General features: G+C 49.9%; 27 protein-coding genes and 1 pseudogene. 18 read left to right on the top strand and 10 right to left on the bottom strand.

Annotated features, from left to right (window positions below; all coding sequences use genetic code 11):
• The first annotated feature begins 18 nt into the window (after positions 1 to 18).
• From ACO0K8_RS08815 to ACO0K8_RS08805, 3 genes are all read left to right on the top strand, one after another.
• On the top strand, positions 19 to 630 hold the full coding sequence (locus ACO0K8_RS08815; RefSeq protein ID WP_422946289.1) for a nucleotidyltransferase family protein: 612 nt from the start codon (positions 19 to 21) through the stop codon (positions 628 to 630).
• A gap of 59 nt (positions 631 to 689) precedes the next feature.
• The gene (locus ACO0K8_RS08810) at positions 690 to 1148 is read left to right on the top strand and encodes a DUF3429 domain-containing protein (protein WP_422946288.1); all 459 of its coding nucleotides are present in this window, start codon (positions 690 to 692) and stop codon (positions 1146 to 1148) included.
• Positions 1149 to 1280: 132 nt separating this feature from the next.
• Positions 1281 to 3188, top strand: coding sequence for a M61 family metallopeptidase (locus tag ACO0K8_RS08805; RefSeq protein ID WP_422946287.1), 1908 nt, complete (start codon positions 1281 to 1283; stop codon positions 3186 to 3188).
• Between the two features lie 298 nt (positions 3189 to 3486).
• Here ACO0K8_RS08805 and trpC read toward each other — a convergent pair whose 3' ends face one another.
• The 5 genes from trpC to ACO0K8_RS08780 all read right to left on the bottom strand — a co-directional run bounded on the left by trpC (position 3487) and on the right by ACO0K8_RS08780 (position 8380).
• Positions 3487 to 4287: an indole-3-glycerol phosphate synthase TrpC gene (trpC, locus tag ACO0K8_RS08800; protein ID WP_422946286.1), complete on the bottom strand. Its 801-nt coding sequence runs from the start codon at positions 4285 to 4287 to the stop codon at positions 3487 to 3489.
• Between the two features lie 3 nt (positions 4288 to 4290).
• The gene (gene trpD, locus ACO0K8_RS08795) at positions 4291 to 5322 is read right to left on the bottom strand and encodes an anthranilate phosphoribosyltransferase (RefSeq protein ID WP_422946285.1); all 1032 of its coding nucleotides are present in this window, start codon (positions 5320 to 5322) and stop codon (positions 4291 to 4293) included.
• 2 nt (positions 5323 to 5324) lie between these two features.
• A complete protein-coding gene (locus ACO0K8_RS08790; protein WP_422946284.1) occupies positions 5325 to 5891 on the bottom strand; it encodes an anthranilate synthase component II in 567 nt (188 codons plus the stop codon).
• Positions 5892 to 7388, bottom strand: a complete 1497-nt coding sequence (gene trpE, locus ACO0K8_RS08785) for an anthranilate synthase component I (protein ID WP_422946283.1) — start codon at positions 7386 to 7388, stop codon at positions 5892 to 5894.
• Positions 7389 to 7684: 296 nt separating this feature from the next.
• Positions 7685 to 8380, bottom strand: coding sequence for a phosphoglycolate phosphatase (locus tag ACO0K8_RS08780; RefSeq protein ID WP_422946282.1), 696 nt, complete (start codon positions 8378 to 8380; stop codon positions 7685 to 7687).
• 634 nt (positions 8381 to 9014) lie between these two features.
• Here ACO0K8_RS08780 and ACO0K8_RS08775 point away from each other — a divergent pair.
• The 11 genes from ACO0K8_RS08775 (at position 9015) to ACO0K8_RS08725 (ending at position 14288) form a co-directional block, all read left to right on the top strand.
• On the top strand, positions 9015 to 9410 hold the full coding sequence (locus tag ACO0K8_RS08775) for a hypothetical protein (protein ID WP_422946281.1): 396 nt from the start codon (positions 9015 to 9017) through the stop codon (positions 9408 to 9410).
• 72 nt (positions 9411 to 9482) lie between these two features.
• A complete protein-coding gene (locus ACO0K8_RS08770; protein ID WP_422946280.1) occupies positions 9483 to 9968 on the top strand; it encodes a hypothetical protein in 486 nt (161 codons plus the stop codon).
• Positions 9969 to 10084: 116 nt separating this feature from the next.
• Complete coding sequence (locus tag ACO0K8_RS08765; RefSeq protein WP_422946279.1) at positions 10085 to 10489, top strand: DUF5071 domain-containing protein; 405 nt, start codon at positions 10085 to 10087, stop codon at positions 10487 to 10489.
• A gap of 89 nt (positions 10490 to 10578) precedes the next feature.
• Positions 10579 to 11001: a hypothetical protein gene (locus ACO0K8_RS08760; RefSeq protein WP_422946278.1), complete on the top strand. Its 423-nt coding sequence runs from the start codon at positions 10579 to 10581 to the stop codon at positions 10999 to 11001.
• 80 nt (positions 11002 to 11081) lie between these two features.
• Entirely contained in the window at positions 11082 to 11549 is a 468-nt protein-coding gene (locus ACO0K8_RS08755) for a DUF6714 family protein (protein ID WP_422946277.1), read from the top strand.
• Between the two features lie 132 nt (positions 11550 to 11681).
• The gene (locus ACO0K8_RS08750) at positions 11682 to 12161 is read left to right on the top strand and encodes a hypothetical protein (protein WP_422946276.1); all 480 of its coding nucleotides are present in this window, start codon (positions 11682 to 11684) and stop codon (positions 12159 to 12161) included.
• A 57-nt stretch (positions 12162 to 12218) separates the two neighbouring features.
• Complete coding sequence (locus tag ACO0K8_RS08745; protein WP_422946275.1) at positions 12219 to 12614, top strand: hypothetical protein; 396 nt, start codon at positions 12219 to 12221, stop codon at positions 12612 to 12614.
• Positions 12615 to 12706: 92 nt separating this feature from the next.
• The gene (locus ACO0K8_RS08740) at positions 12707 to 13081 is read left to right on the top strand and encodes a hypothetical protein (protein WP_422946274.1); all 375 of its coding nucleotides are present in this window, start codon (positions 12707 to 12709) and stop codon (positions 13079 to 13081) included.
• A 101-nt stretch (positions 13082 to 13182) separates the two neighbouring features.
• Positions 13183 to 13587, top strand: a complete 405-nt coding sequence (locus tag ACO0K8_RS08735; RefSeq protein WP_422946273.1) for a hypothetical protein — start codon at positions 13183 to 13185, stop codon at positions 13585 to 13587.
• Positions 13588 to 13670: 83 nt separating this feature from the next.
• Positions 13671 to 13931 carry a hypothetical protein gene (locus tag ACO0K8_RS08730; protein ID WP_422946272.1) on the top strand — a complete coding sequence of 87 codons (261 nt, stop codon included), beginning with the start codon at positions 13671 to 13673 and terminating at the stop codon, positions 13929 to 13931.
• A gap of 102 nt (positions 13932 to 14033) precedes the next feature.
• Positions 14034 to 14288, top strand: coding sequence for a hypothetical protein (locus ACO0K8_RS08725; RefSeq protein ID WP_422946271.1), 255 nt, complete (start codon positions 14034 to 14036; stop codon positions 14286 to 14288).
• A 21-nt stretch (positions 14289 to 14309) separates the two neighbouring features.
• Here the strand turns inward: ACO0K8_RS08725 and ACO0K8_RS08720 are convergent.
• The 4 genes and pseudogenes from ACO0K8_RS08720 to ACO0K8_RS08705 form a co-directional block, all read right to left on the bottom strand.
• A pseudogene (locus ACO0K8_RS08720) lies at positions 14310 to 14405 on the bottom strand (TMEM175 family protein); the annotation flags it as partial.
• A gap of 23 nt (positions 14406 to 14428) precedes the next feature.
• Complete coding sequence (locus tag ACO0K8_RS08715) at positions 14429 to 14749, bottom strand: c-type cytochrome (protein ID WP_422946270.1); 321 nt, start codon at positions 14747 to 14749, stop codon at positions 14429 to 14431.
• A gap of 68 nt (positions 14750 to 14817) precedes the next feature.
• The gene (locus tag ACO0K8_RS08710; RefSeq protein ID WP_422946269.1) at positions 14818 to 15531 is read right to left on the bottom strand and encodes a hydrolase; all 714 of its coding nucleotides are present in this window, start codon (positions 15529 to 15531) and stop codon (positions 14818 to 14820) included.
• A 77-nt stretch (positions 15532 to 15608) separates the two neighbouring features.
• Positions 15609 to 16310: a pirin family protein gene (locus ACO0K8_RS08705; protein WP_422946268.1), complete on the bottom strand. Its 702-nt coding sequence runs from the start codon at positions 16308 to 16310 to the stop codon at positions 15609 to 15611.
• Positions 16311 to 16413: 103 nt separating this feature from the next.
• Here ACO0K8_RS08705 and ACO0K8_RS08700 point away from each other — a divergent pair, with 103 nt between their 5' ends.
• Positions 16414 to 17352, top strand: coding sequence for a LysR substrate-binding domain-containing protein (locus tag ACO0K8_RS08700; RefSeq protein WP_422946624.1), 939 nt, complete (start codon positions 16414 to 16416; stop codon positions 17350 to 17352).
• Positions 17353 to 17728: 376 nt separating this feature from the next.
• Here ACO0K8_RS08700 and rpe read toward each other — a convergent pair whose 3' ends face one another.
• Complete coding sequence (gene rpe, locus ACO0K8_RS08695) at positions 17729 to 18394, bottom strand: ribulose-phosphate 3-epimerase (RefSeq protein WP_422946267.1); 666 nt, start codon at positions 18392 to 18394, stop codon at positions 17729 to 17731.
• 134 nt (positions 18395 to 18528) lie between these two features.
• Here rpe and apaG point away from each other — a divergent pair, with 134 nt between their 5' ends.
• The 3 genes from apaG (at position 18529) to ACO0K8_RS08680 (ending at position 21121) form a co-directional block, all read left to right on the top strand.
• Complete coding sequence (gene apaG / locus ACO0K8_RS08690) at positions 18529 to 18903, top strand: Co2+/Mg2+ efflux protein ApaG (RefSeq protein WP_422946266.1); 375 nt, start codon at positions 18529 to 18531, stop codon at positions 18901 to 18903.
• A gap of 182 nt (positions 18904 to 19085) precedes the next feature.
• Positions 19086 to 20279 carry a murein transglycosylase A gene (locus tag ACO0K8_RS08685; protein WP_422946265.1) on the top strand — a complete coding sequence of 398 codons (1194 nt, stop codon included), beginning with the start codon at positions 19086 to 19088 and terminating at the stop codon, positions 20277 to 20279.
• A gap of 65 nt (positions 20280 to 20344) precedes the next feature.
• On the top strand, positions 20345 to 21121 hold the full coding sequence (locus ACO0K8_RS08680) for an enoyl-CoA hydratase (RefSeq protein ID WP_422946264.1): 777 nt from the start codon (positions 20345 to 20347) through the stop codon (positions 21119 to 21121).
• The last annotated feature ends 388 nt before the right edge of the window (positions 21122 to 21509 follow it).

Below are 21509 nucleotides of genomic sequence, written 5' to 3'. Positions count from 1 at the left end.
CCCTCGTTCGCTGACGTGATGCGTGCGAACAATTTATGGTGTGGGATCTTGCTGGCAGCTGGCAGCGGACGACGTTTTGATGCCAGCGGCCAAAGCAATAAGCTAATGCAAGCGCTGCCATCGGGCATTACGGTGGCTGCCAGTAGTGCTAAGCACCTACTCGCCGTCTTATCGCGTAGTGTGGCGGTGGTCGCCGAGCATACGCCAGCATTGGCAACACAACTGGCTGAGTTGGGTTGTGATATCTGTGTTTGCTCGCCACCAAGCGCTGTCTCATCGCAAGGAATGTCTCATTCTTTGCAGTGTGGCTTAATACACTCGCCTGCGGATTGCGCTGGCTGGATCATCGCCCTGGCCGATATGCCCTATGTTAACACCGAGACCATCGCCGCCTTAGTGCGCACCATGCAGAGTGGCGCTGGGATAGCCGTGCCTGTGTATCAGGGACGACGTGGCAATCCGGTTGGCTTTTCGCGGGAATATCTACCGCAATTGCTGGCCTTGCGTGGTGATCAGGGCGCGCGCAGCTTGCTAAAAATTTATCCGGTGTCCGAGGTGGCGGTGAATGATGCCGGGATATTTCAAGATATCGACCTGCCGCAAGATTTAATCGCCAGCATGAATATCTAATTCAGGCGTTTCCTCTTAAAATAGCGGTTTTGTAAATTTGTGTACGCGCTTACTCTCTTATGAATCAACTTGATCAGCAGCTGGCCAATCGTCTGGGCTTTTTCGGCCTGGTTCCCTTCGTATTTTTGACGCTCGCATGCTGGATCGTGCACCCCGATTGGCTGGGTTATTTCATTAAAGGCCAACTCTCATACGGCATTGCTATCCTGTCGTTTTTGGGTGGCTTGCACTGGGGTCTGGCTTTGCTGTCGGGGCCGCGTCCGGCCGGTGAAATCAAGCAAAGCCTGTTGTGGGGCGTTACACCCAGCATCATCGCTTGGTGCTCGATGACCATGATCAGTATGGGGATAGGTTTTCTGGTGCAGATTTTAGGTTTCGTGATTGCCTATCAGGTCGATAAGCGTCTGTATGCGCGTTATGAGTTGCCGGCCTGGTTTCTGGTGCTGCGCCTGCGTCTGACTCGCGTGGTGGTGTCTGCGCTGGCGCTGACTTTCATTGCTGCGAATGTACGTGCTTAAAAATATCAGTGAGCGCAGAACTTAGGCGAAAACCTCAGGTCTCAAATTGAGGCGTGCTGGGCGCATAGTCTTGCGCCAAGTAGTTAAGCAGCTCAACAATTAAAACAAACAAAATAAAAACGAGACAAGAGCATGAAAATCATCTCCAAAGCAGCTTCTAAAAAAACTGTGCGGGTCGCGGCCGTCAAACCAGGTCAGCACAGTATTCACTACAGTATCGTCCCTAAAGATTTAGCAGGCCATCTGTTTCAGGTGACGCTGCAGATCAGCCAGCCCGATCCGGCCGGGCAAAACTTGTGTTTGCCAGCCTGGATACCGGGTAGCTACATGGTGCGTGAATTTGCCCGCAACATCGTCAGTATCAGTGCTAGTTGCGAGGGTAAGCGCGTCAAGCTAAACAAACTCGATAAACACAGTTGGCAAGCTGCGCCCTGCCAAGGCGCTTTAAGTATTAGCTACGAAGTGTATGCCTGGGATTTGTCGGTACGCACCGCGCATCTGGATCAAAGCCATGCTTTTTTTAATGGCACCAGCGTCTTTTTGCAGGTGCTAGGCCAAGAGATGGCCTCGCATGTGGTGGATATTCAACGCCCTTTAGATGTTGCCTGCAAGAGCTGGCGCGTCGCCACTAGTTTGCCAGAGCTAAAAGCTAAGCGTTACGGCTTCGGCACTTACATCGCGGAAAATTATGATGCCCTGATCGATCATCCGGTAGAGATGGGTGACTTCGTATTAGCGACATTTGAGGCGCACGGCGTCCCGCATGATTTTGTGGTCAGTGGCCGCGTCCCTAATCTGGACATGGAGCGCATCGTTGCCGACCTGAAAAAAATCTGCGAGAGCCAGATCGCTTTCTTCGAGCCAGCCAGCAAACGGGCGCCTATGGATCGTTATGTGTTCCTGACGATGGTGGTCGGCGACGGCTATGGCGGCCTCGAGCATAGAGCATCGACCGCCCTGATCTGCAATCGCAACGATATGCCGCTCAAACATCAGAGTGAGATGAGCGATGGCTATCGCAGCTTTTTAGGTTTGTGCAGCCATGAATATTTTCACACGTGGAACGTCAAGCGCATCAAGCCGGCCGCCTTTGCGCATTACGATTTAAGTCAGGAAAATTACACCAGCCTGCTGTGGCTGTTCGAAGGGTTTACCAGTTATTACGATGACTTAATGTTAGTCAGATCTGGCCTGATAGCCGAGTCTAGTTATTTTAGCTTGCTCTCGAAAACCGTTAACGGCGTACTGCGTGGCACGGGTCGGAATAAGCAAAGCGTGGCCGAGTCTAGCTTCGACGCCTGGACTAAATATTATCGCCAGGATGAGAATTCTCCGAATGCCATCGTCAGTTATTACACCAAGGGTTCGCTGGTAGCGCTGGCGCTGGATCTGACTATCCGGGCCGAGACCGCCGGTGAAAAATCTCTGGACGATGTGATGCGCGCACTGTGGCAGCAATACGGCCGTGACTTTTACCAGTTAGCCTTAAGCGGTCAGCAGCAAGGTTTGGCCGAAGATGAAATTGTGTCCCTGATAGAGCAAGCGACGGGCGTGAAAACTCAGCGCTTCGTGGATAAATATGTGCGCGGTACCGAAGATATTCCGTTGGCTAAACTGTATGCCGAGTTTGGTGTGACGATCAAGGATGAGCGCAATACTGGCAAGACCGGCAAGGCCAGTCTGGGTGTGCGAGTAGTCAAAGACGGTGCCGATTGTAAACTGGCGAACGTTTTTGAAAGCCGTGCCGCCCATCAGGCTGGTTTGTCGGCCGGCGATATGCTCATTGCGATCAACGGCTTGCGCGTCACTGCCGTCGATGCGCGCGATGGTTTGGCCACTGCGGTGGGACGCTATACGGTGGGTGAGACTGTGCAAATCCACGCCTTCCGCCGCGATGAATTGCTGACACTGCAAGCGACTTTGCAAAGCGACGATGTACCTGCGTTGAAATTGACGCTGACAGAAAAATCGAAAGCCCCGCTGCTGGCGCTGCGACCATCACTGGTCGTGAGTAAGAAGTCACGCAAGGCTGGCGTTTAAAATCTTAAAACACAACACGCAATGTTAATGCGGCTGCTGGCAGAGAAATGGCCTGAGAGGCGCATAAACATTGCGTGTTTGGTTTTCAAAATTGCCTAATTTCGGAAAGAAGGTCTTAGCCGCAGATCTTCCAGGCGAATAATCGAGATTTCTCGGCGTACTCTGCGCCTATGCGGCAAAAAGCTTTTTGTTTCTCATATTTTAAAAATTTCAAAACCCCTTACGCAATATCCATGCGGCCTACAGCACGAAAAGCTCTGTAAACCCGCATAAACATTGCGCATGCTATTTTGAAATATTAGAAAAATAGCTTCTGCATTTCCATGCCTGGGTTTTCGGCGCGCATGAACGCCTCACCGACCAGGAAGCCGTGTACATTGGCTGCGCGCATGCGCGTGACGTCGTCCACGCCCATAATGCCCGATTCGGTAATCACCAGTTTCTCGCTAGGGATGCGTGGCAGCAGACCTAGGGTGGTATCGAGCGTCACCTCAAACGTGCGCAGGTTGCGGTTATTGATACCCAATAAGGCAGTCTTGAGTTTCAAGGCGGCGTCCAGCTCAGCTGCGTTATGCACTTCGACCAGCACGCTCATGCCTAGCTCGTGGGCGCAGGCTTCCAGTTCGGCCATCAAGCCGTGATCCAAGGCCGCTACGATCAGCAAAATCGCATCCGCTCCCCAGTTACGTGCCTGATAGATCTGGTAAGGATCGATCATGAAATCCTTGCGTAAGGCCGGGATGTCGCAAGCTGCACGCGCCTGTTGCAGATACTCGGGCGCGCCCTGGAAGAACTGCACATCGGTCAGCACCGAGAGGCAAGCGGCACCATGTTGCGCATAGCTGGCGGCGATCTCGGCAGGACGGAAATCGGCGCGCAAGATGCCTTTGGAGGGCGAGGCTTTTTTGATTTCGGCAATCACCGCGGCCTGGCCTGCCGCAATTTTACTGCGCAAGCTGGTTTCAAAACCCCGTATGCTTAGTTGCGCTTCGCGGTTGCCTTCGACTTCGCTGCGCAGGCTGCTATATGACTGGTATTTTTTTGCGGCTGCAACTTCGTCTTTTTTGACCTCGAGAATTTTATTCAGAATATCGGACATCGTCTATTTCCCTAATTGCTGAGTGACCAGGATGAACTGTTCCAGCTTGGCCAGTGCCGCGCCGGAGCTGATCGCCGCTTGCGCTTTTTTAACGCCGTCGGCAATCGAGCTGGCAACGCCTGCGCCATACAGTGCCGCACCTGCGTTGAGACTGACAATGTCGGTGGCGGGACCGGCAACATTATTCATCACGTCGAGAATTTTTTGTTTCGACTCTTCCGCGCCAGATACTTTCAGGTTGCGGTTCGAGACCATTTGTAGGCCAAAATCTTCAGGGTGGATATCGTATTCGCGGATTTCGCCGTTCACTAGTTCGCCCACCATGGTCGGCGCGCCTAGCGAGACTTCGTCCATGTTGTCACGACCCCAGACCACCAGCGCATGTTGCGCGCCCAGCCTTTGTAATACACGTACCTGAATACCGACTAAATCCGGATGGAACACTCCCATCAAAATATTCGGTGCGCCAGCCGGATTGGTCAAAGGTCCCAGAATATTAAAGATGGTGCGCACGCCTAGCTCTTTACGCACTGGTGCCGCATGTTTCATAGCGGCGTGATGATTAGGTGCGAACATGAAACCTATGCCAGTTTGGGCAATCGACTGGGCGATTTGCTCTGGCTTGAGGTTGATGTTGACACCCAGTGATTCCAGCACATCGGCGCTACCAGACGATGATGAAACGCTGCGACCACCATGTTTGGCGACCCGTGCGCCGGCGGCTGCGGTGACAAACATCGAGGCGGTAGAAATATTAAACGTATGCGCACCGTCACCACCAGTGCCGACGATGTCGATCAGGTTGGTGGTGTTAGCCATTGGCACCTTGGTCGATAGTTCACGCATGACTTGAGCGGCGGCCGTGATCTCGCCTATGCTTTCTTTCTTGACGCGCAAACCGACGGTGAGGGCGGCGATCATCACTGGCGACATTTCTCCGCCCATGATCTTGCGAAACAGCGACAGCATTTCATCGTGAAATATTTCGCGATGTTCGATCAGGCGCGACAGGGCTTCTTGCTGAGAGATGGTCATGATTATTTTCCGGTCAAAAAGTTCTTGAGCAAGGCATGCCCATGTTCAGACAATATCGATTCAGGGTGAAATTGCACACCCTGCAAATTGAAAGTTTTATGCCGCACACCCATGATTTCGCCGTCCTCGGTCCAGGCCGTCACTTCCAGGCAATCGGGCAAGCTGGAGCGTTCTATCGCCAGAGAGTGATAACGGGTAACGATATAAGGACTAGGCAAGTCTTTGAAAACGCCGACCCCGGTATGCGCGATCGGTGAAGTTTTTCCATGCATGACTTGCTTGGCCCGTATGACTTTGCCGCCGAAGGCAGCAGCGATACTCTGGTGCCCTAGGCAGACGCCTAAAATCGGAATCTCGCCAGAAAAACGCTTGAGCACCGGCACCGAAATCCCCGCTTCCAACGGCGTGCAAGGGCCAGGCGAGATGCAGATGTGATCGGGCTTTAAGGCGGCGATTTCATCGAGCGTGATCTCATCGTTGCGGTAGGTACGTACATCCTCACCCAACTCGGCAAAATACTGCACCAGGTTGTAAGTGAAGGAATCGTAGTTGTCTATCATTAATAACATTTAAATCTCCCCATCCAGGCCATCTTGCACTTGTTCCGCTGCCCGCAATACCGCGCGCGCCTTGTTTTCGGTTTCTTGCCATTCCATTTCAGGCACAGAGTCGGCCACGATGCCCGCTGCGGCCTGTACATACAACATGCCGTCTTTGAGTACACCGGTGCGTATTGCAATCGCCAGATCCATTTCGCCGCCAAACGACAAATAGCCACAGGCACCGCCATAGATGCCGCGCTTGGTCGGCTCGAGTTGATCAATCAGTTCCATCGCACGCACTTTCGGCGCACCGGACAAAGTGCCGGCCGGGAAGGTCGCTTTGAGTACGTCGAGATTGGATAAATTCGGCTGCAAGATGCCTTCGACGTTAGAGACGATATGCTGTACGTGCGAGTATTTTTCTATCACCATCTGATCGGTCACCTTGACGCTACCGGTCTGGGCGATGCGGCCGATGTCGTTGCGCGCCAGATCGATCAGCATCACGTGTTCGGCGATTTCTTTAGGATCAGCCAATAGTTCGACTGCTAATTGCGCATCGCTTTCCGGTGTGGCGCCGCGTGGGCGGGTGCCGGCCAGCGGACGTATCGTGACCTTCTTGTTACCATCATTGAGCGTTTCGTTGCGCACTAAAATTTCCGGTGAGGCACCGATGATTTGCATATCGCCAAAATTGTAGAAATACATGTAAGGCGAAGGATTCAGTGAGCGTAAGGCGCGATACAAAGACAGAGGCGAATCGACATAAGGTTTCTTGATGCGTTGACCAATTTGCACCTGCATCAAGTCACCTGCCATGATGTATTCCTTGGCTTTGGCGACGGCGTCCAGATAATCGGTTTTGTTAAAATCGCGGATGCTGTCGGTACGTACCGAGGCCGAAGTCACCGGCGCATCGACGCTACGGCGCAGCATGCTGCGTAATTCTTTGAGGCGCTGGCGTGCTTTCGACCAGGCTTCTGGCTGAGTAGTGTCGGCATATACGATTAGATACAGTTTGCCGGAAACATTGTCGATCACCGCTAACTCTTCGGTCAGCAGTAATTGAATATCGGGCAGACCCAAATCATCTTTGGGGGCGCTATTGGCCAAGCGCTTTTCTACATAACGTACCGCATCGTAGCCAAAATAGCCGGCCAGGCCGCCGCAAAAGCGCGGCAAACCCGGGCGCAAGGCAACCTTGAAGCGCGACTGAAATTCAGCGATGAAATCGAGCGGATTGCCTTCCACCGTTTCGGTCACGACGCCATGCTTCACGACCGCGGTACGCATGCCGTAGCTGCGCATCAGGGTGTGGGCTGGCAAGCCGATAAACGAGTAGCGGCCGAAGCGTTCGCCTCCCATCACCGATTCTAGCAAGAAGCTATTTTTGCCGCCGTTCTGGTTTTGCGCCAGTTTTAGATACAGGGTCAGTGGCGTTTCCAGATCGGCTAAGGCTTCCGCGATCATGGGGATACGGTTGTAGCCTTGCGCGGCCAGCGATTTAAATTCGAGTTCGGTCATTGTGTGCTTTCAGCCGTCATGGAAACGGAACCTGTACATTCAGGTTCCAGCTTATACGGGTAAGACAGGGTAAAAAAACATGCAAACTAGCGCGAGGATGTGCGTAATCTGCCTGGCAAAGTATCAGTTATGCCAGCGTCGCCAAAGCCAGGCCTCAAACGTGCCTGGTATCATTGCGGGATGTTTTTTATCGGAGAACATTCTGGGATATTGAACGTAAGTTTGCTAGTGGAGGGTAAGTACTAGTTTGTAATTTGTAATCTATAGGTAAAAACAGAGAGAAATCATCGCGCCTATCAGCGTCTGATTAAACGTGCTGCTTCTAACAAGGAAGCAACTATACCATCGCTTTCGACAGTTTGTATAGCCTCGCCGTGATTGTAGCCGTAGGGCACTAACAACACCGGGCAGTGCGCCGCTCTGGCAGCCTGCGCATCATTCGATGAGTCACCTATTGCCAGCACCTTGGCCGGAGCTAAATCAAAATCGGCACACACTTGCAGCAAGGCTATCGGGTCGGGTTTCTTACGGCTAAACGAGTCGCCGCCATATACCACCTCAAAATACGCAGACAGCCCTTTCTTCTCCATCAGCGGCAGTGCAAAGGCGAGCGGCTTATTGGTGACGCAGGCCAGGCGTAAGCCGCTTGCCTGCATGGCTTGCAATCCCGTTATGACATCCGGGTAGAGCGTGCTGAAATCGCCATTGATGCTGAGATAGTGACGCTGATAGGATGCCATCGCAGCGTCGAAGTGTTGCGTTATCTGTTCTGCCGAAAAATCGAGTGCTAATACCCGTTCGATCAGGTTTTCAGAGCCTTTGCCGACAAACTGCTTAATAGTGGCGAGCTCAATCGCGGCCAGCGCAAATTCGTCGCGCATGCGGTTGATGGCCACTAAAAAATCGGGAGCGGTGTCTAACATGGTTCCGTCCAGATCGATGATGACTGCCTGGATAATAGTGTGGTATGCATTAATAGAGTCGGTAATCATGGAATAGAGTCGATAAAATTTCTAGTATTTTAAGGGATGACAGTTTAATAGAGTCGGTAATTGAAAGATTGGGCTATTTGCATCAAGCAGACCACTGATTGGCGTAGATAATCACCAGAGAATTTAAAGCGTTGATCTACCTTTATAGGATCAACTGATTCGCCGCCATTAGAAGACGGTTTTTAAATGATGAGTGACTGCCCGGTAAATATCAGTTTGCAGCCATTGATGTTTTGTCGTGTTTACCTGAAGCGTGCCCATAGTTGCGCGGTCAGCATTTTATAGCGCATGTGCAAGAGCAATTTGCGCCTTTAGACGATGGCGCACACCGTGAAAGCGGATGTACCATCGAATCCAGTAGACATAAGCTTCGTCGGTGCGTAAACTACAGTGCTTATCACGAAGACAATTTTTAACGCCGGTAAGCAACTTTGGGTGTTTGGAACTCGTATCGGAAATGAGATGAAGTGTGTCAATGGAAGCTATCTGCCTTTCCTGGTTATTTAGTACTGAATATAAATACAGTACATCGTGGAAAGCGTTACAGAACAACAGTTACCATCGGATTTTCTCGCCAAGATAGGCGGACAGACCGCCAGGTTAGGCAGAATTTTTTTTCACCCTATTTGAAGTTATGCATATGCTCTCTGAGTCCGAAACTCGCCAGTTGCTCATCGACTCCTACCACTCGTCGCCGGAGGCAGATCGACGCATATCTGAGGCGCTAGCCTCGCAGGAGTTTGTCGCCCTTCTTCTACATATTGCGGTTGACGCCGATGACTACCAAGGCGATGCCCCAATGACTGCGGCCTATTTTCTTTCGCAAGCCAGTGTAGTGCTTCTTCAACCGCATGAAGAAAAGCTTCTTGCGCTTTTAGAAACCGCTGACGGGTATGCCGGGAGTGTGGCACTAGCTCTTGGGCGGATTCAGTCGCCGAGTGCAAAAGCCACAATCGAGCAACGTTTGGCGGAAGGTTGGTGGTCGGAACATCTGTACAAAGAAGCATTGTCTTGCTATGGCAATGCATAACACTTCGGTCAAGAGGGACGCTCCGCCGGCAAGCCGGCTCCGCGCCCCTTACCTTCAACATTAGGCAACAACATGGCATTTATACTCTCCAATGATAAAGCTGATGATGCAACTGGTAGCTTTCAACGCTATCAGGAATATCTTTCTTCTGTGAAAAGTAAATTTCCGAGTTCAGCCTATCAGCTAGCCACATCGGACTGGTACTTTAATTTTAACGACCATCGTTGTCCTCATGATGCTTGGCTAGAGACATTTACATTATCTGAGTCATCTTCTGGTAAACGAAATGAAGTGAGAACTTTGTCACTGAAAGTTCGCCTTCTTGGTGCTTATCATGATGGCTACGTCGAGCTTCATTATCCAAAGGTGTTTGGCTATCAACTAAACATTGAACATGGCGAGGGGGGCCACCGTGATTGGCGTTATGATGAGTTTCGGCTATCTGAAAATGGAAATCTAATTCATGAGATTGAGTGGTGTGGCTTTAAAGAAACAGGTATGTGGGTTATTGAAGCATCAGATGTTGAGTTTCATTGGTTTCCCAGCAATGTCGCCTAACCCGGCGCTCAAGAGGGACGCTTCGCCGAGAAGCGCGGCTCTGCTCGCGTTACGTTATCCCTTTGGACACCTTGGGGATTTTACCCAACCTACACGGAATATAGCCGTGCGCCGTTATGTCTCTTAATCTAATAAACCATCTCCCCGTCGATAAGCATGATACTGCGAGGGCGGAAGCATTGGTTGCTCTTGGATATCCGGCAATTTCGCCGGTTTTGCCGGATTTACTAGAATGCATACAAGATGGTAACTGGCCGGTTGCACGCGTAATTTTGCCATTCCTAAAGAACGTTGGCGCGCCACTTGCATCACATGTACGAACGATATTTCAAGGAAACGACGATACTTGGAAGTATTTTGTACTTTACTTTCTTGTCGGTGAATGCAAAGAGTTAGCGACAGAGCTAGTGGTTGACCTTAAGCGTTTGGTGAACTGTCCTACTGCTAGAGAAGTAGGTGAAGAGTTAGATATCGGGGCGAAAGAAATACTCGATAAATTTTCTCTGAATACGGTGACATAACCGAATGCTCGATCGGACTGGCCGTCATACGGCTCAGTATTCTATAAATTTGTGAGTGTTCATCCGCTCACCGCTGCGTTAGGGGTTATATGGGGCCGTTCTCCGAAGGTTGGACTGAAGCAGATGTTGAAGCTGTTATCGCGCGCGGAAATCCCGACGAACTTCTCTATGTTCCGATCGTTGTCGGAATGAATGCCGCCGACTTTGACCGAGAATGGGCGGAGCGTATCTGTATCGCTTTAGCCTCGCACTCGCATTTCAATGTCCGAGGAAATGCAATACTTGGGTTTGGGCACATTGCCAGAACTTGCCGTACTCTGAACACAGAGCAGATAGTTCCACTCATTTCCAGTGCTCTTAGCGATCCCAACGAATATGTTCGTGACCACGCTGACAATGCAGCCTGTGATCTTCAAGTCTATCTGGGTGTCCGTGTTCCAGGATACGATACGGCAAAGACCGAGGAAGTTTATGAAGCTATTATTGAGCTACAAAGAAGCAATGGCCTCTAACAGGATGATCGATTGGACTGGCCGTGACGTGGTTCAGTATTTATTAATTTTGTGTGCGGCCAGCCGTTCACCGTTGCGTTATGCCTCAATCTAAAAGCGAGACTCAGTTTATCAACGAAATGTATCTCGCATTTAGGGATGCGCGTCAACCGTCGGTCGATGAGATTACGTTGCACAGGTGCATAGAGTGCGATGATATCCGCGACACGTTCGAGCCTTACTCCGTTCGAAATGTCCCAGATGAAAAGGTAGAATGGTTGGCTCGTTCGCTTTGTTTTTTGAGTCCGATCACGCTACGCTATTATTTACCACGGTGCATTGAATTTGATATTATCAATCCCAATTCTTGGGTGGGTGACAGCATCATCGTTTTCATTCGCGTACAAAACGTAAGTGACCCATACTGGGCCGAGCGACATGACGAATTTTCTCAGAATGAAAGAGAAATCGTCTCGGAGTACCTCGAAATTTTGCAAGCTCGGAATGATGCCAACATTGATGATGAACAATTGACGTTGGCACTAGAGATTTGGGAAGGTAAGGCATAACATGACGCTCGACAAGGAAGCTGCGCAAATTATCGTTTCGACGATCAGCATTTTTTCAACTAATTGCTCTTCGGTTTTTGTGCGTCATGTGCAGTCCCGGTCAGCTCAACTCAACGTTAGGCATCCGAAGACATGAACACAGATGCCACTGCTCTCCTCCTTGAGCGAACTGCCGGTCCACCAGTACTTGCCGCCCTGAAGGAATTGTTGGCACGCGATACTTTGCTATTGGAGATTGACGCCAACGAACGCTCCATTGCCTACCGATTGGCAATGTATCTTCAGGCCCAACTTCCGGAGCTGAACGTCGACTGCGAGTACAACCGAGACGGAATCGACCCGAAGAAGATACAGCATCTTGGTCTTTATCCAGACGACGACGACACGGAAGCAAAGACGGTCTTTCCTGACATCATTGCCCACCTCCGCAATACAACTACCAACTACCTTGTCATCGAGTTGAAGAAGTCCACGAATACCACAGACAGATTGGTTGACTTCGCAAAATTGCGTGGCTACAAGAAGAACCTAGGCTTCCAGTTCGCTCTGTTCCTTGAGCTTGCGACTGGAGGCCAAGCCGATGTTTCCTCTGTAGTGTGGGTGGATGCCTAACCATTCGTCCCACCGGACTGCCTTCGGCAGCCGATGAACTCAAACGTTAGATTTTGTATGAGCGACATCGAACAAATTTCCGTGAGAATCAACAGAGACAGCGTACATCCTGGAGATGACCTTGATTCTCACGGGACAACAATAAATATACCGGCACAAAGCACAGTCATTAATTTATTGGATGCGATTCGAAAATCCAATTTTCTACCTGGTATCGCAGGTGGAGAGGCTACATGGATAATTGATTGTTCAGGTGCTCCGAATGGAAACCTTGGAGTCTTAGCGCAACAGTGGAATGCGCCTAAACTTACAGTTCCTGAAGAGACTGGTGTTGCACAATTATTCTTGGATGGTACGATTGGCTTATATTTTCAGTACTGGTGCCAATCAGATCCTGACGTAGTTTTTTCATGCGTTCGCGCTGGTAAAGAACCTCCAGACAAATTCAGATGAAACAATCTAACATTACAATCGATTGGACTGGCTGCGATGCGGCTGTGTTCTTTATTAATTTATGGGAGGACATCCTCTCATTTCAGCGTTAAATGTCAATCAACTTGAAATGTAGCTGCATCCAACGGAATCCATTAGTCGAAATTACAGATGGATACCATAGCTTTACTGATACGCTCAATACTATTGAATTTGGTAATTGGGTAAAACTCATGCAATGTTCAGAATGTTTGCAGTATTGGAAGTTGGATGAGTGGGACAAATATCAAACGCTCTATGCCGTGAAAATCCAGAATAAAGATAATTGGGAAAAATACGATGGAACATCACTCATTAAGGCACGCATAATTCAAAATCGTGGCGGACTAGAGAGTGTTCAGTGTTTGTGGGAAAATTGCGGTCTTAATGCTGTTCGAGCTAGTGCGTATTGTGTTGATCATCTCTATGATAATGGCGCAAGGTCATAAGGCATTTAATATTACGGTCGGCGGGGAATCGCCGCGATCTGTTTCAGTATTTTTTTATTTATTGGTGGTAGCGATCCCGACACCTCAACGTTAAATTGCAAATGAGATACTTGGTTCTGCGAGCGTTTTTCATCGGGCTAGCTATTTTTGCTGTGAGCCATGCAATTTACTATGTCCTTAAGATTTCGGAACACCTCAACGACGGATTAGGATTGTTTTTTATTTTGCTCGGTCCGTTTTCCGGTTCCGTGCTAATCGCAATTCTTGCTCCTCGATTTAAATTCGCGATGGGCGTGTTTTTGTCTGTTCCGGCCTCTCTTCTGATGGGCATGTGCAGCACAATTGCAATTGAACTGGGCGTCACACCTCTGAGTGAATATCAGGGTGTGAATAGGGTGATTTCTTTCGCACTGATGAACTTCCCCTTTGTATTGGGTTTTTGCGCACTCGGCGCGGCACTTGGTTGTATTGTTTCTTATAAGACTGCGAAAAGACTGCGGACTTGAAGGTACGCTTAGTGCAATTTAACTTGTCATTCGACGCCGACGCACAAGTGCGCAGGTCAACGTAGCGTTAAGCATAAAACTAAATGAGACCATTAGAGCGAATCGACGAAATTTCCGAGCTCATTAAAGAGATTTGGAATGAAGACCCAGATATGAGATACATGCAGTTAATCTACGTATTGCAATCGAGCTTTTCTCAGAAAAATAAGGCCGTTGGAAAAGTAGTTGAACGCATGGATGAAACCTACTTAAGAATAGGATTTGATCTATTTAATACCGAAGACGAAGAGTTTAAAATTTTCCTTGAAAACTATTTATTTGACCGAAGAAAACTTAATGTTTAACAGTTCAATCGACAGAGAATCGCCAATCACTATTTCACTTAAATTTATGACCGTCGTGGCGATCTTGTCAGTTCGGCGTAGGGGATCAATGAAGGCACGCTCATGAGTCTTTGGACGCTACGCATCGGTATTGCGCTCGCTATCGTCGGACTGGCTCTGTTGTCGCCGCTTGGCGATTTTCTGCCCATTAACTTTTGGCCGAGTTTGGAGAGTTTGTTCAAGTCTGGGTCAAGGCCGACTGACCCATTGTTCTATCAAGTCGTTCCTGGAGAACAAAGCAAAGCGCTTGAATTCGGACTCGTCGTGATCGGCTTGGCGCTGGTCGGGGCATCGTTATATGTTCGGCATCGCAAGTGAAGTTGATGCCCAATCTTACACTTGCAGCGCCGCGATATTTTCACCGTGAGGCACTTTCAACTCCAATACCATGATGATGGCAAGAACAGCATCGCTGAACGCTTTGAGACGATTTTTTTCATTGGCTACTAGCTTTTCGCTTACTTATTCGGTGTCTGCATAAATTCGATGGCCCTTAGGATCTCCCCGCGCGACAGCTCAGTGTGCCCCCCTTTTGGCGGCATTGCGCCGACTCCTTTGATGGCATTGTCCGCAGCGGCGTCGATTCCCTTAAGCAATCGCTTACGCCATTCTGCCGTATCGCCTGCTTTGGGTGCGCTCACCAAGACATTTTCTGGTGCGTGACATGCGCTGCATACTGCAATATATACCGCTCGGCCGTCTTCACTTGCTACGCTTGCGTTCGAAAATGCCAGGACTAAAGACAGGGCTAACACATTGTTGGAATGTTTAAAGAACATGATGATCTCTTTTCAATGAGATGGCGTACGCGACGCCATCTCATTAATTAACTAGTTAATTAAGTAAACTATTTTCCTTCCTTGGCATGAAACATCTCTTGAGCGTAGATGAGTCCCAAACCATAGCCACCTGCGTGTTCGGTGGCGACCTTAACGACCGCCTGATATGTTTCGCCACGCGCCCAATCACGCTGCAATTCAAGCATGTACTGCAACCAAGTGATCGGGTGGGCACCGGCTTGCACCAGACGCTGAACAGCCATGTCGTGCGCCTCTTTGCTCACCCCGCCGGAAGCATCAGTCACGATATAGACATCGTAGCCTTCGTCAATCGCGGACAAAACCGGTTCGACTAAGCACACCTCGGTCCACAGTGCCGCCATCACCAATTTCTTGCGGCCTATTTTCTTGACCTCGTCGGTCACGCGTTGATCTTCCCAGGTGTTCATCGTGCTCCTATCGATGGCCCTCTGGTTGGGAAATACCGCTTGAAGTTCAGGGAACAGCGGTCCACTGAAAGACTTCGCGGCAACCGTGGTGAGTATGGTCGGAACCTTGAAAACACTTGCCGCCTTTGCCAACCCGGTGACGTTGTTGCGAAGTTCTGCGATATCTATGGAACGCGTTGCAAAGGCCATTTGCGGCTGGTGGTCGATCAAGATCAGCGCATGGTTTTGCGGCGTCAAGAGTTTTTCCGATGGCTGACCTGCCTGAGCAGGTGTGAAGGCCGAGAATGTGATCAGCAATGGTAGAGCCAGGTTGAGTAGGATTCTTAATTTCATGATTATTTCTTCCTTTTGGTGGTGGAGGGATACCTTAGTTAGAGCTTGGTGCGGCGACAACGCTAGAAAAACGGACCTCAAGCGGCCAGGTCAAACACCAGTACTTCCGCATCGTTAGCCTGATCAATCGTGATCAGGCTTTCCGATTGGAGCAGGAGCGCATCTCCTGCGCTGAGGTGCAGGCCATTGATTTGAAGCTCGCCACGGACCAGATGCACATAGGCTTTGCGTTCTGGGTCCAATGCCAGTTTCGCGGACTCGTTGCCGTCAAATAGACCCGCATAGAGTTTGGCATCGGCATGTATCACGACCGACTCTTGCGCGCCATCGGGCGAGGCTATTAGCCTCAACTTTCCGCGTTTTTGCTGGTCAGGAATCGTCCTTTGCTCGTAACTCGGTGCTATGCCGCTTACGTTAGGCATAATCCAGATCTGTAAAAAGTGAGTGCTCTGACCTTCAGCGTGATTGAATTCGCTGTGCGTCACGCCTGTACCAGCACTCATACGCTGTACGTCGCCAGGTGGAATGCCTTTGATATTGCCCATGCTGTCCTGATGCGCAAGCTGTCCCGATATAACGTAACTGATGATTTCCATGTCACGGTGGCCATGTTTGCCAAAGCCGGCGCCTGGCGCAATCCTGTCTTCGTTGATGACGCGCAAGTTACCCCAGTTGATGTGCGCTGGGTCGTTATAACCGGCAAATGAAAATGAGTGGTAGCTTTGCAGCCAACCGTGGTTTGCGTAACCGCGATCCTGGGCTTTACGAATTGTGATCATGTGATCCTCCTTGTTGATAGCGATATTGTGCGTTTTATTGTTTGCTTGCAGGTACTGTCAATTTGATGGCATCATTCAAATAATTTGAATGAATAGGTTTCTGATGCCGACCGCCCGTAATGTACTGACCCCTGATGCGCTCGAGATGCTAGAGATAATTGCAAGGACGGGCAGCTTTGCTGCAGCCGCCCGCGCAATTCATATGGTGCCGAGCGCCCTGACCTATCGAGTGCGGCAGATTGAAGACGCACTCGATGTCCTGTTGTTCGATCGAAGCTCGCGGCAGGCGCGCCTGACGGACGCTGGTAAAGAACTACTGCGCGAGGGCGCACGTCTGTTGGCCGACGTTGATGCCGTTGCTAACCGCATCAAACGGGTGGCAACTGGTTGGGAGCCGCAGTTCACGATTGCAATGGATAGCATCATCGTTCGCTCGACGATGATGGAACTTTGCGAGTCATTTTTCGCGCTGAAACCGCCGACCAGTCTGAAGCTACGAAGCGAGACCCTGTCTGGCACGCTTGAAGTGCTGGCATCAGGCCAGGCCGATCTGGCGATAGGCGTGGTGGTACAGGCCGGTTGCTATTCTGACCTGCAGCGAGAGCCACTAGGTAGTGTGCACTTCGTCTTTGCGGTATCGTCTAACCACCCGCTGGCACACGCGATTGAACCTTTGACTGATGCAGATCTGCGTCCCTATCGGGCGGTGGCACTTGCCGACTCGATAAAGCGCGGCGGTGGACTGACAATTAGCTTATTACCCGGTCAAGATGTTATGACCGTTCCAGACATGCCAGCGAAGCTCGATGCGCAGCTCAGGGGTTTGGGCGTAGGCTTTCTTCCGACATGTCTGGCGCAGCCCTACATCGATACCGAGCGGTTGGTCGTGAAGAAAACGGAGCAGTCTGAGCGACGGCTCCAATATTGTTATGTGTGGCGCAAGAGTGGAAAGGGAGGCGAGGGGCGAGCACTACGTTGGTGGCTTGATCAGTTACAAAATCCCGTGACACGGGCTGCATTATTGGAAGAGAAGCGCTATTAAGACTCATTGCCAGCACTGACTAACTGCTGGTAAGGTCAAGAGTGGCTGAGCACTCATCTGTCTGGGCTTACTGGCTTTATCTACGATCGTAGAACTTATTTACGGCAGGATGGGCACGGGACTAGGGTTGGCGTTTTTGCCAACGCCCATAAGTGGTGTTGGAGGGGGAATAATTGAAAAATGGAGTACGCAGTATTTATGCGCCTTCTGGCACCAAAATGCCTTGGGAGGCGCATAGATACTGCGGATAGACCAAAGGGCGTGTCGCGGCATTGCAAATTTTTTCGATACCGACGTAGTGCTCCTGTTTACGCCATGCGCGACATCCAGATTAACTGGTTTTGATAAGCGCTCTAAAAAATAATGCGGTGGGGGGTTAAACTTTCGCCAACTCGCTGCGCATGGCATTGATCACCGCCGTATAATCTGGCTTGCCGAAAATAGCCGAGCCAGCGACGAAGGTATCGGCACCCGCCGCGGCGATTTCTGCGATGTTGTCGATTTTTACGCCGCCGTCGACTTGTAGCATGATGTCGCGACCGCTAGCATCGATCAGCTTGCGAACTGCTGCGATTTTTTTCAAAGTGTGGGGGATGAAGGACTGGCCGCCAAAGCCAGGATTGACCGACATCAGCAAGATCAGATCGAGTTTATCCATGACATGCTCGAGTATGTGCAGCGGTGTTGCTGGATTCAACACCAGTCCGGCTTTGCAGCCGTGTTCGCGTATCAGTTGCAGGGTACGGTCTATGTGTTCCGAGCCTTCCGGATGAAAGCTGATGATGTTGGCACCGGCTTTGGCAAAATCAGGGATGATGCGGTCTACCGGTTTGACCATTAGATGCACGTCGATAGGCACTTGTACATGCGGGCGTATCGCCTCGCAGACCAAAGGCCCTATCGTTAAATTGGGAACATAATGGTTGTCCATGACGTCAAAGTGGATCATGTCTGCGCCAGCGGCGACGACATTGCGTACTTCTTCACCTAGACGGGCGAAGTCGGCGGATAAGATGCTGGGAGCGATGCGGTAAGTGGTCATGGTAGAGTTGCTTTAATGTGAATAAACGTAAATTGGCGATTGCGCTATTTTACTCCTGCACGCATACGCTAGCTCTTGTAAGATGCTGGCTAAACATCAGCGTAGCAATTTTGAGAATAACGAGGAATAGCAAGATGGCAGCGTATCAAATAGAAGTAGCAGTAGCGACCCAATATTTGGCAGAGCAATCGGACCCGGATAATGGTAACTATGTATTCGCCTACACCATTACCATCACCAACACAGGAACGGTAGCGGCGCAATTGATTTCGCGGCATTGGATTATTACCGATGCGAATAATCAAGTGCAAGAAGTTAAGGGACTGGGAGTAGTCGGACATCAACCGCTGTTGCAGGCAGAGCAGGGCTTTGAATACAGTAGTGGCAGTTCCTTGAAAACTCAGCACGGTAGCATGCAGGGATCTTACTTTTTTGTCGCTGAAGATGGACACCGATTTGAGGTGCAAATTCCAGAGTTCGTGCTTTCTTTGCCGCGCACTCTACATTGAGGGCGGCTAGCATCTCTAATTAATATTAGTGAGCAGTGTCGTTTTTGTTTTCTACAGTGTTTAATTTTGTTGGTGCTTGTTCGGGTTTGCGGCCCGAAAACATAGTCCACCAAACAATGAAAACGAACAAAAGTGTTGCGCCACAAGCTTCTAATGCCAATAACCACATTATTTTTACTCCTATGTTGATACAAATTTCTCAAGCGAGGATTTTACTCCTTGCCAGTCTCTTTGGTGCGCTGGCTGGCTGTACCAGTGTTTCCTTAGATAAGGCTCCTGTTAAAACGCCCGTCGTAGCGCCAACTGTCCCCGTTACTTCCGGTACGCCTAAATGGGCGGAGTTGTACAAACCTGTGAGTTTCGCTTCTCTGCCTGGTTGGCGTCAAGACCAGTTGACTGAGCTTTGGCCAGCTTTTATGGCTTCGTGTTCTGCGATCAAGAATAAGCCAGAGTGGAAAGAACCGTGTGCCATCGCTAAAGACCTGGACGCTAAAGACAATAACGCGATCCTGGATTTTTTTGAGGCATTTTTTACGCCGCATCAAGTCGTTAATGCCGATGGCGGCAATGAGGGGCTGATCACAGGCTACTACGAGCCGCTGCTGCGCGGAGCGCGTCAACGTGGCGGCGCTTTCCAGACGCCACTGTATCGCACACCGCCCGATTTGCTGACGATAGATTTAGCCAGTGTGTATCCTGATCTGAAACATATGCGTCTGCGCGGCCGTCTGGTTGGGAATAAAGTTGTTCCGTATGCCTCGCGTGCCGATATGTTGCCGGCGGTGGCTGGTAAAGAATTGGTTTGGGTCGATGATGCGATCGATGCCTTCTTTCTGCAGATACAGGGTTCTGGGCGCGTCTATCTAGCGGACAGTAATGAAACTATCAGGCTGGCGTATGCCGATCAAAATGGCCATCCGTATAAATCCATAGGTCGCTATTTAGTCGATAAGGGCGAGTTAAAGCTGGAGCAGGCTTCGGCGCAAGGGATAAAGGAATGGCTCAATAATAATCCAGCGCGCCAGGATGAATTGTTGAATGCGAACCCTAGCGCGGTATTTTTCAAAGAAGAAAAAATCCTCAATCCAGCCATTGGACCTAAGGGGGCTTTGGGTGTTCCCTTGACTGGCCAGCGCTCGATCGCAATTGATCCTCAGTTTCTTCCCTTGGGCGTGCCGGTGTTCTTATCCACCACCCAACCTAATAGTAGTACTAGCCTACAAAAATTGATGATGGCGCAAGATACAGGTGGCGCTATTCGCGGCGCGGTACGCGCAGATTTTTTTTGGGGCTTTGGGAATCTGGCCGGCGAATCTGCCGGGCGCATGAAGCAAAAAGGTGCTCTCTGGGTGTTGTTGCCTAAGTCGCCTGGTTAATCATTAGGTCGATGTAAGTTTTATTATTGATTCGTTTGTAAAAACTTAAACTCTGGAGTTTGAAGATGGAATACCAAAATATTATTGTAGAAACGAAAGACAAAGTCGGCGTTATTACCTTAAATCGCCCTAAGGCTTTGAATGCACTTAACGACCAGTTAATGGATGAGTTGGGCTTTGCGCTCAAATCTTTCGATAAAGACGAGGCGATTGCCTGTATCGTGATTACTGGCAGTGAAAAAGCCTTTGCCGCGGGCGCAGATATAGGTGCGATGGCCAACTATACATATATGGATGCCTATAAGAATGATTACATCACGCGCAACTGGGAGCAAATCCGCCAGATACGCAAACCAGTAATCGCTGCGGTGGCCGGTTATGCTCTCGGCGGCGGTTGTGAGTTGGCAATGATGTGTGATTTTATTATTGCCGCTGAAAATGCAAAGTTTGGTCAGCCAGAAATTAAACTAGGTACTTTGCCCGGCGCTGGTGGTACGCAGCGTTTGCCGCGCGCCATCTCCAAATCGAAAGCTATGGATATGTGCCTGACCGCACGCATGATGGATGCGGTTGAGGCTGAACGTGCTGGTTTGGTCTCGCGTATTGTCCCTTTGGATAAATTAATGGAAGAGACCATGGCTGCCGCAACGACAATTGCAGCGATGTCTTTGCCTATCGTCATGATGATTAAAGATTCTGTGAACCGCGCTTTCGAAACGAGTCTGGCAGAAGGTATTAATTTCGAGCGACGTCTATTTCACAGTAGCTTTGCGACTGAAGATCAGAAAGAAGGCATGCAGGCTTTCATGGAAAAACGTCCAGCAAATTTTTCAAATAAGTAAGTTTATAAATGATTTAAACAAAAGCTTGCCAAGCAAGAGCAAGCTTTGCTATAGTTCGCCTCCCGCTCAAGAGCGGGGCGAAATGAAGAAAGTAAGGCAGGCAAAGCAATCCCTGGTTTGAATTAAGAAACACAGTAAATTCAAACGCTAGTAAAACAAGGGGTTGACGAGCAGAAGGAAATGCCGCATAATCTCATCTCTCTGCTGCCTACAAACAAAACGCTTTGTAGCAATCTGGCAGAAAAGCAACGCAGTCGGTGTAAATCGATAGTGAAGCGAAAAATACAGAATAGTGATCTTTAACAATTAACAGTCAATAAATGTGGGCACTTGATAAAGAGCGCGGCTAATTACTTCGGTAGTTAGTTAAACTTAAAAAATATCAAAT

Source organism: Undibacterium sp. Ren11W (genome assembly GCF_049340485.1).
In the GTDB taxonomy this organism is placed as follows: domain Bacteria; phylum Pseudomonadota; class Gammaproteobacteria; order Burkholderiales; family Burkholderiaceae_D; genus Undibacterium.
Note: the sequence above shows the minus strand (reverse complement) of the source record. Positions and strands in the feature narration are given on the sequence as shown.

Coding starts and splice junctions, on each gene's coding strand:
- ACO0K8_RS08815 (WP_422946289.1), top strand. CDS start 19: ATGCGTGCGAACAATTTATGGTGTGGGATCTTGCTGGCAGCTGGCAGC.
- ACO0K8_RS08810 (WP_422946288.1), top strand. CDS start 690: ATGAATCAACTTGATCAGCAGCTGGCCAATCGTCTGGGCTTTTTCGGC.
- ACO0K8_RS08805 (WP_422946287.1), top strand. CDS start 1,281: ATGAAAATCATCTCCAAAGCAGCTTCTAAAAAAACTGTGCGGGTCGCG.
- trpC (WP_422946286.1), bottom strand. CDS start 4,287: ATGTCCGATATTCTGAATAAAATTCTCGAGGTCAAAAAAGACGAAGTT.
- trpD (WP_422946285.1), bottom strand. CDS start 5,322: ATGACCATCTCTCAGCAAGAAGCCCTGTCGCGCCTGATCGAACATCGC.
- ACO0K8_RS08790 (WP_422946284.1), bottom strand. CDS start 5,891: ATGTTATTAATGATAGACAACTACGATTCCTTCACTTACAACCTGGTG.
- trpE (WP_422946283.1), bottom strand. CDS start 7,388: ATGACCGAACTCGAATTTAAATCGCTGGCCGCGCAAGGCTACAACCGT.
- ACO0K8_RS08780 (WP_422946282.1), bottom strand. CDS start 8,380: ATGATTACCGACTCTATTAATGCATACCACACTATTATCCAGGCAGTC.
- ACO0K8_RS08775 (WP_422946281.1), top strand. CDS start 9,015: ATGCATATGCTCTCTGAGTCCGAAACTCGCCAGTTGCTCATCGACTCC.
- ACO0K8_RS08770 (WP_422946280.1), top strand. CDS start 9,483: ATGGCATTTATACTCTCCAATGATAAAGCTGATGATGCAACTGGTAGC.
- ACO0K8_RS08765 (WP_422946279.1), top strand. CDS start 10,085: ATGTCTCTTAATCTAATAAACCATCTCCCCGTCGATAAGCATGATACT.
- ACO0K8_RS08760 (WP_422946278.1), top strand. CDS start 10,579: ATGGGGCCGTTCTCCGAAGGTTGGACTGAAGCAGATGTTGAAGCTGTT.
- ACO0K8_RS08755 (WP_422946277.1), top strand. CDS start 11,082: ATGCCTCAATCTAAAAGCGAGACTCAGTTTATCAACGAAATGTATCTC.
- ACO0K8_RS08750 (WP_422946276.1), top strand. CDS start 11,682: ATGAACACAGATGCCACTGCTCTCCTCCTTGAGCGAACTGCCGGTCCA.
- ACO0K8_RS08745 (WP_422946275.1), top strand. CDS start 12,219: ATGAGCGACATCGAACAAATTTCCGTGAGAATCAACAGAGACAGCGTA.
- ACO0K8_RS08740 (WP_422946274.1), top strand. CDS start 12,707: ATGTCAATCAACTTGAAATGTAGCTGCATCCAACGGAATCCATTAGTC.
- ACO0K8_RS08735 (WP_422946273.1), top strand. CDS start 13,183: ATGAGATACTTGGTTCTGCGAGCGTTTTTCATCGGGCTAGCTATTTTT.
- ACO0K8_RS08730 (WP_422946272.1), top strand. CDS start 13,671: ATGAGACCATTAGAGCGAATCGACGAAATTTCCGAGCTCATTAAAGAG.
- ACO0K8_RS08725 (WP_422946271.1), top strand. CDS start 14,034: ATGAGTCTTTGGACGCTACGCATCGGTATTGCGCTCGCTATCGTCGGA.
- ACO0K8_RS08715 (WP_422946270.1), bottom strand. CDS start 14,749: ATGTTCTTTAAACATTCCAACAATGTGTTAGCCCTGTCTTTAGTCCTG.
- ACO0K8_RS08710 (WP_422946269.1), bottom strand. CDS start 15,531: ATGAAATTAAGAATCCTACTCAACCTGGCTCTACCATTGCTGATCACA.
- ACO0K8_RS08705 (WP_422946268.1), bottom strand. CDS start 16,310: ATGATCACAATTCGTAAAGCCCAGGATCGCGGTTACGCAAACCACGGT.
- ACO0K8_RS08700 (WP_422946624.1), top strand. CDS start 16,414: ATGCCGACCGCCCGTAATGTACTGACCCCTGATGCGCTCGAGATGCTA.
- rpe (WP_422946267.1), bottom strand. CDS start 18,394: ATGACCACTTACCGCATCGCTCCCAGCATCTTATCCGCCGACTTCGCC.
- apaG (WP_422946266.1), top strand. CDS start 18,529: ATGGCAGCGTATCAAATAGAAGTAGCAGTAGCGACCCAATATTTGGCA.
- ACO0K8_RS08685 (WP_422946265.1), top strand. CDS start 19,086: ATGTTGATACAAATTTCTCAAGCGAGGATTTTACTCCTTGCCAGTCTC.
- ACO0K8_RS08680 (WP_422946264.1), top strand. CDS start 20,345: ATGGAATACCAAAATATTATTGTAGAAACGAAAGACAAAGTCGGCGTT.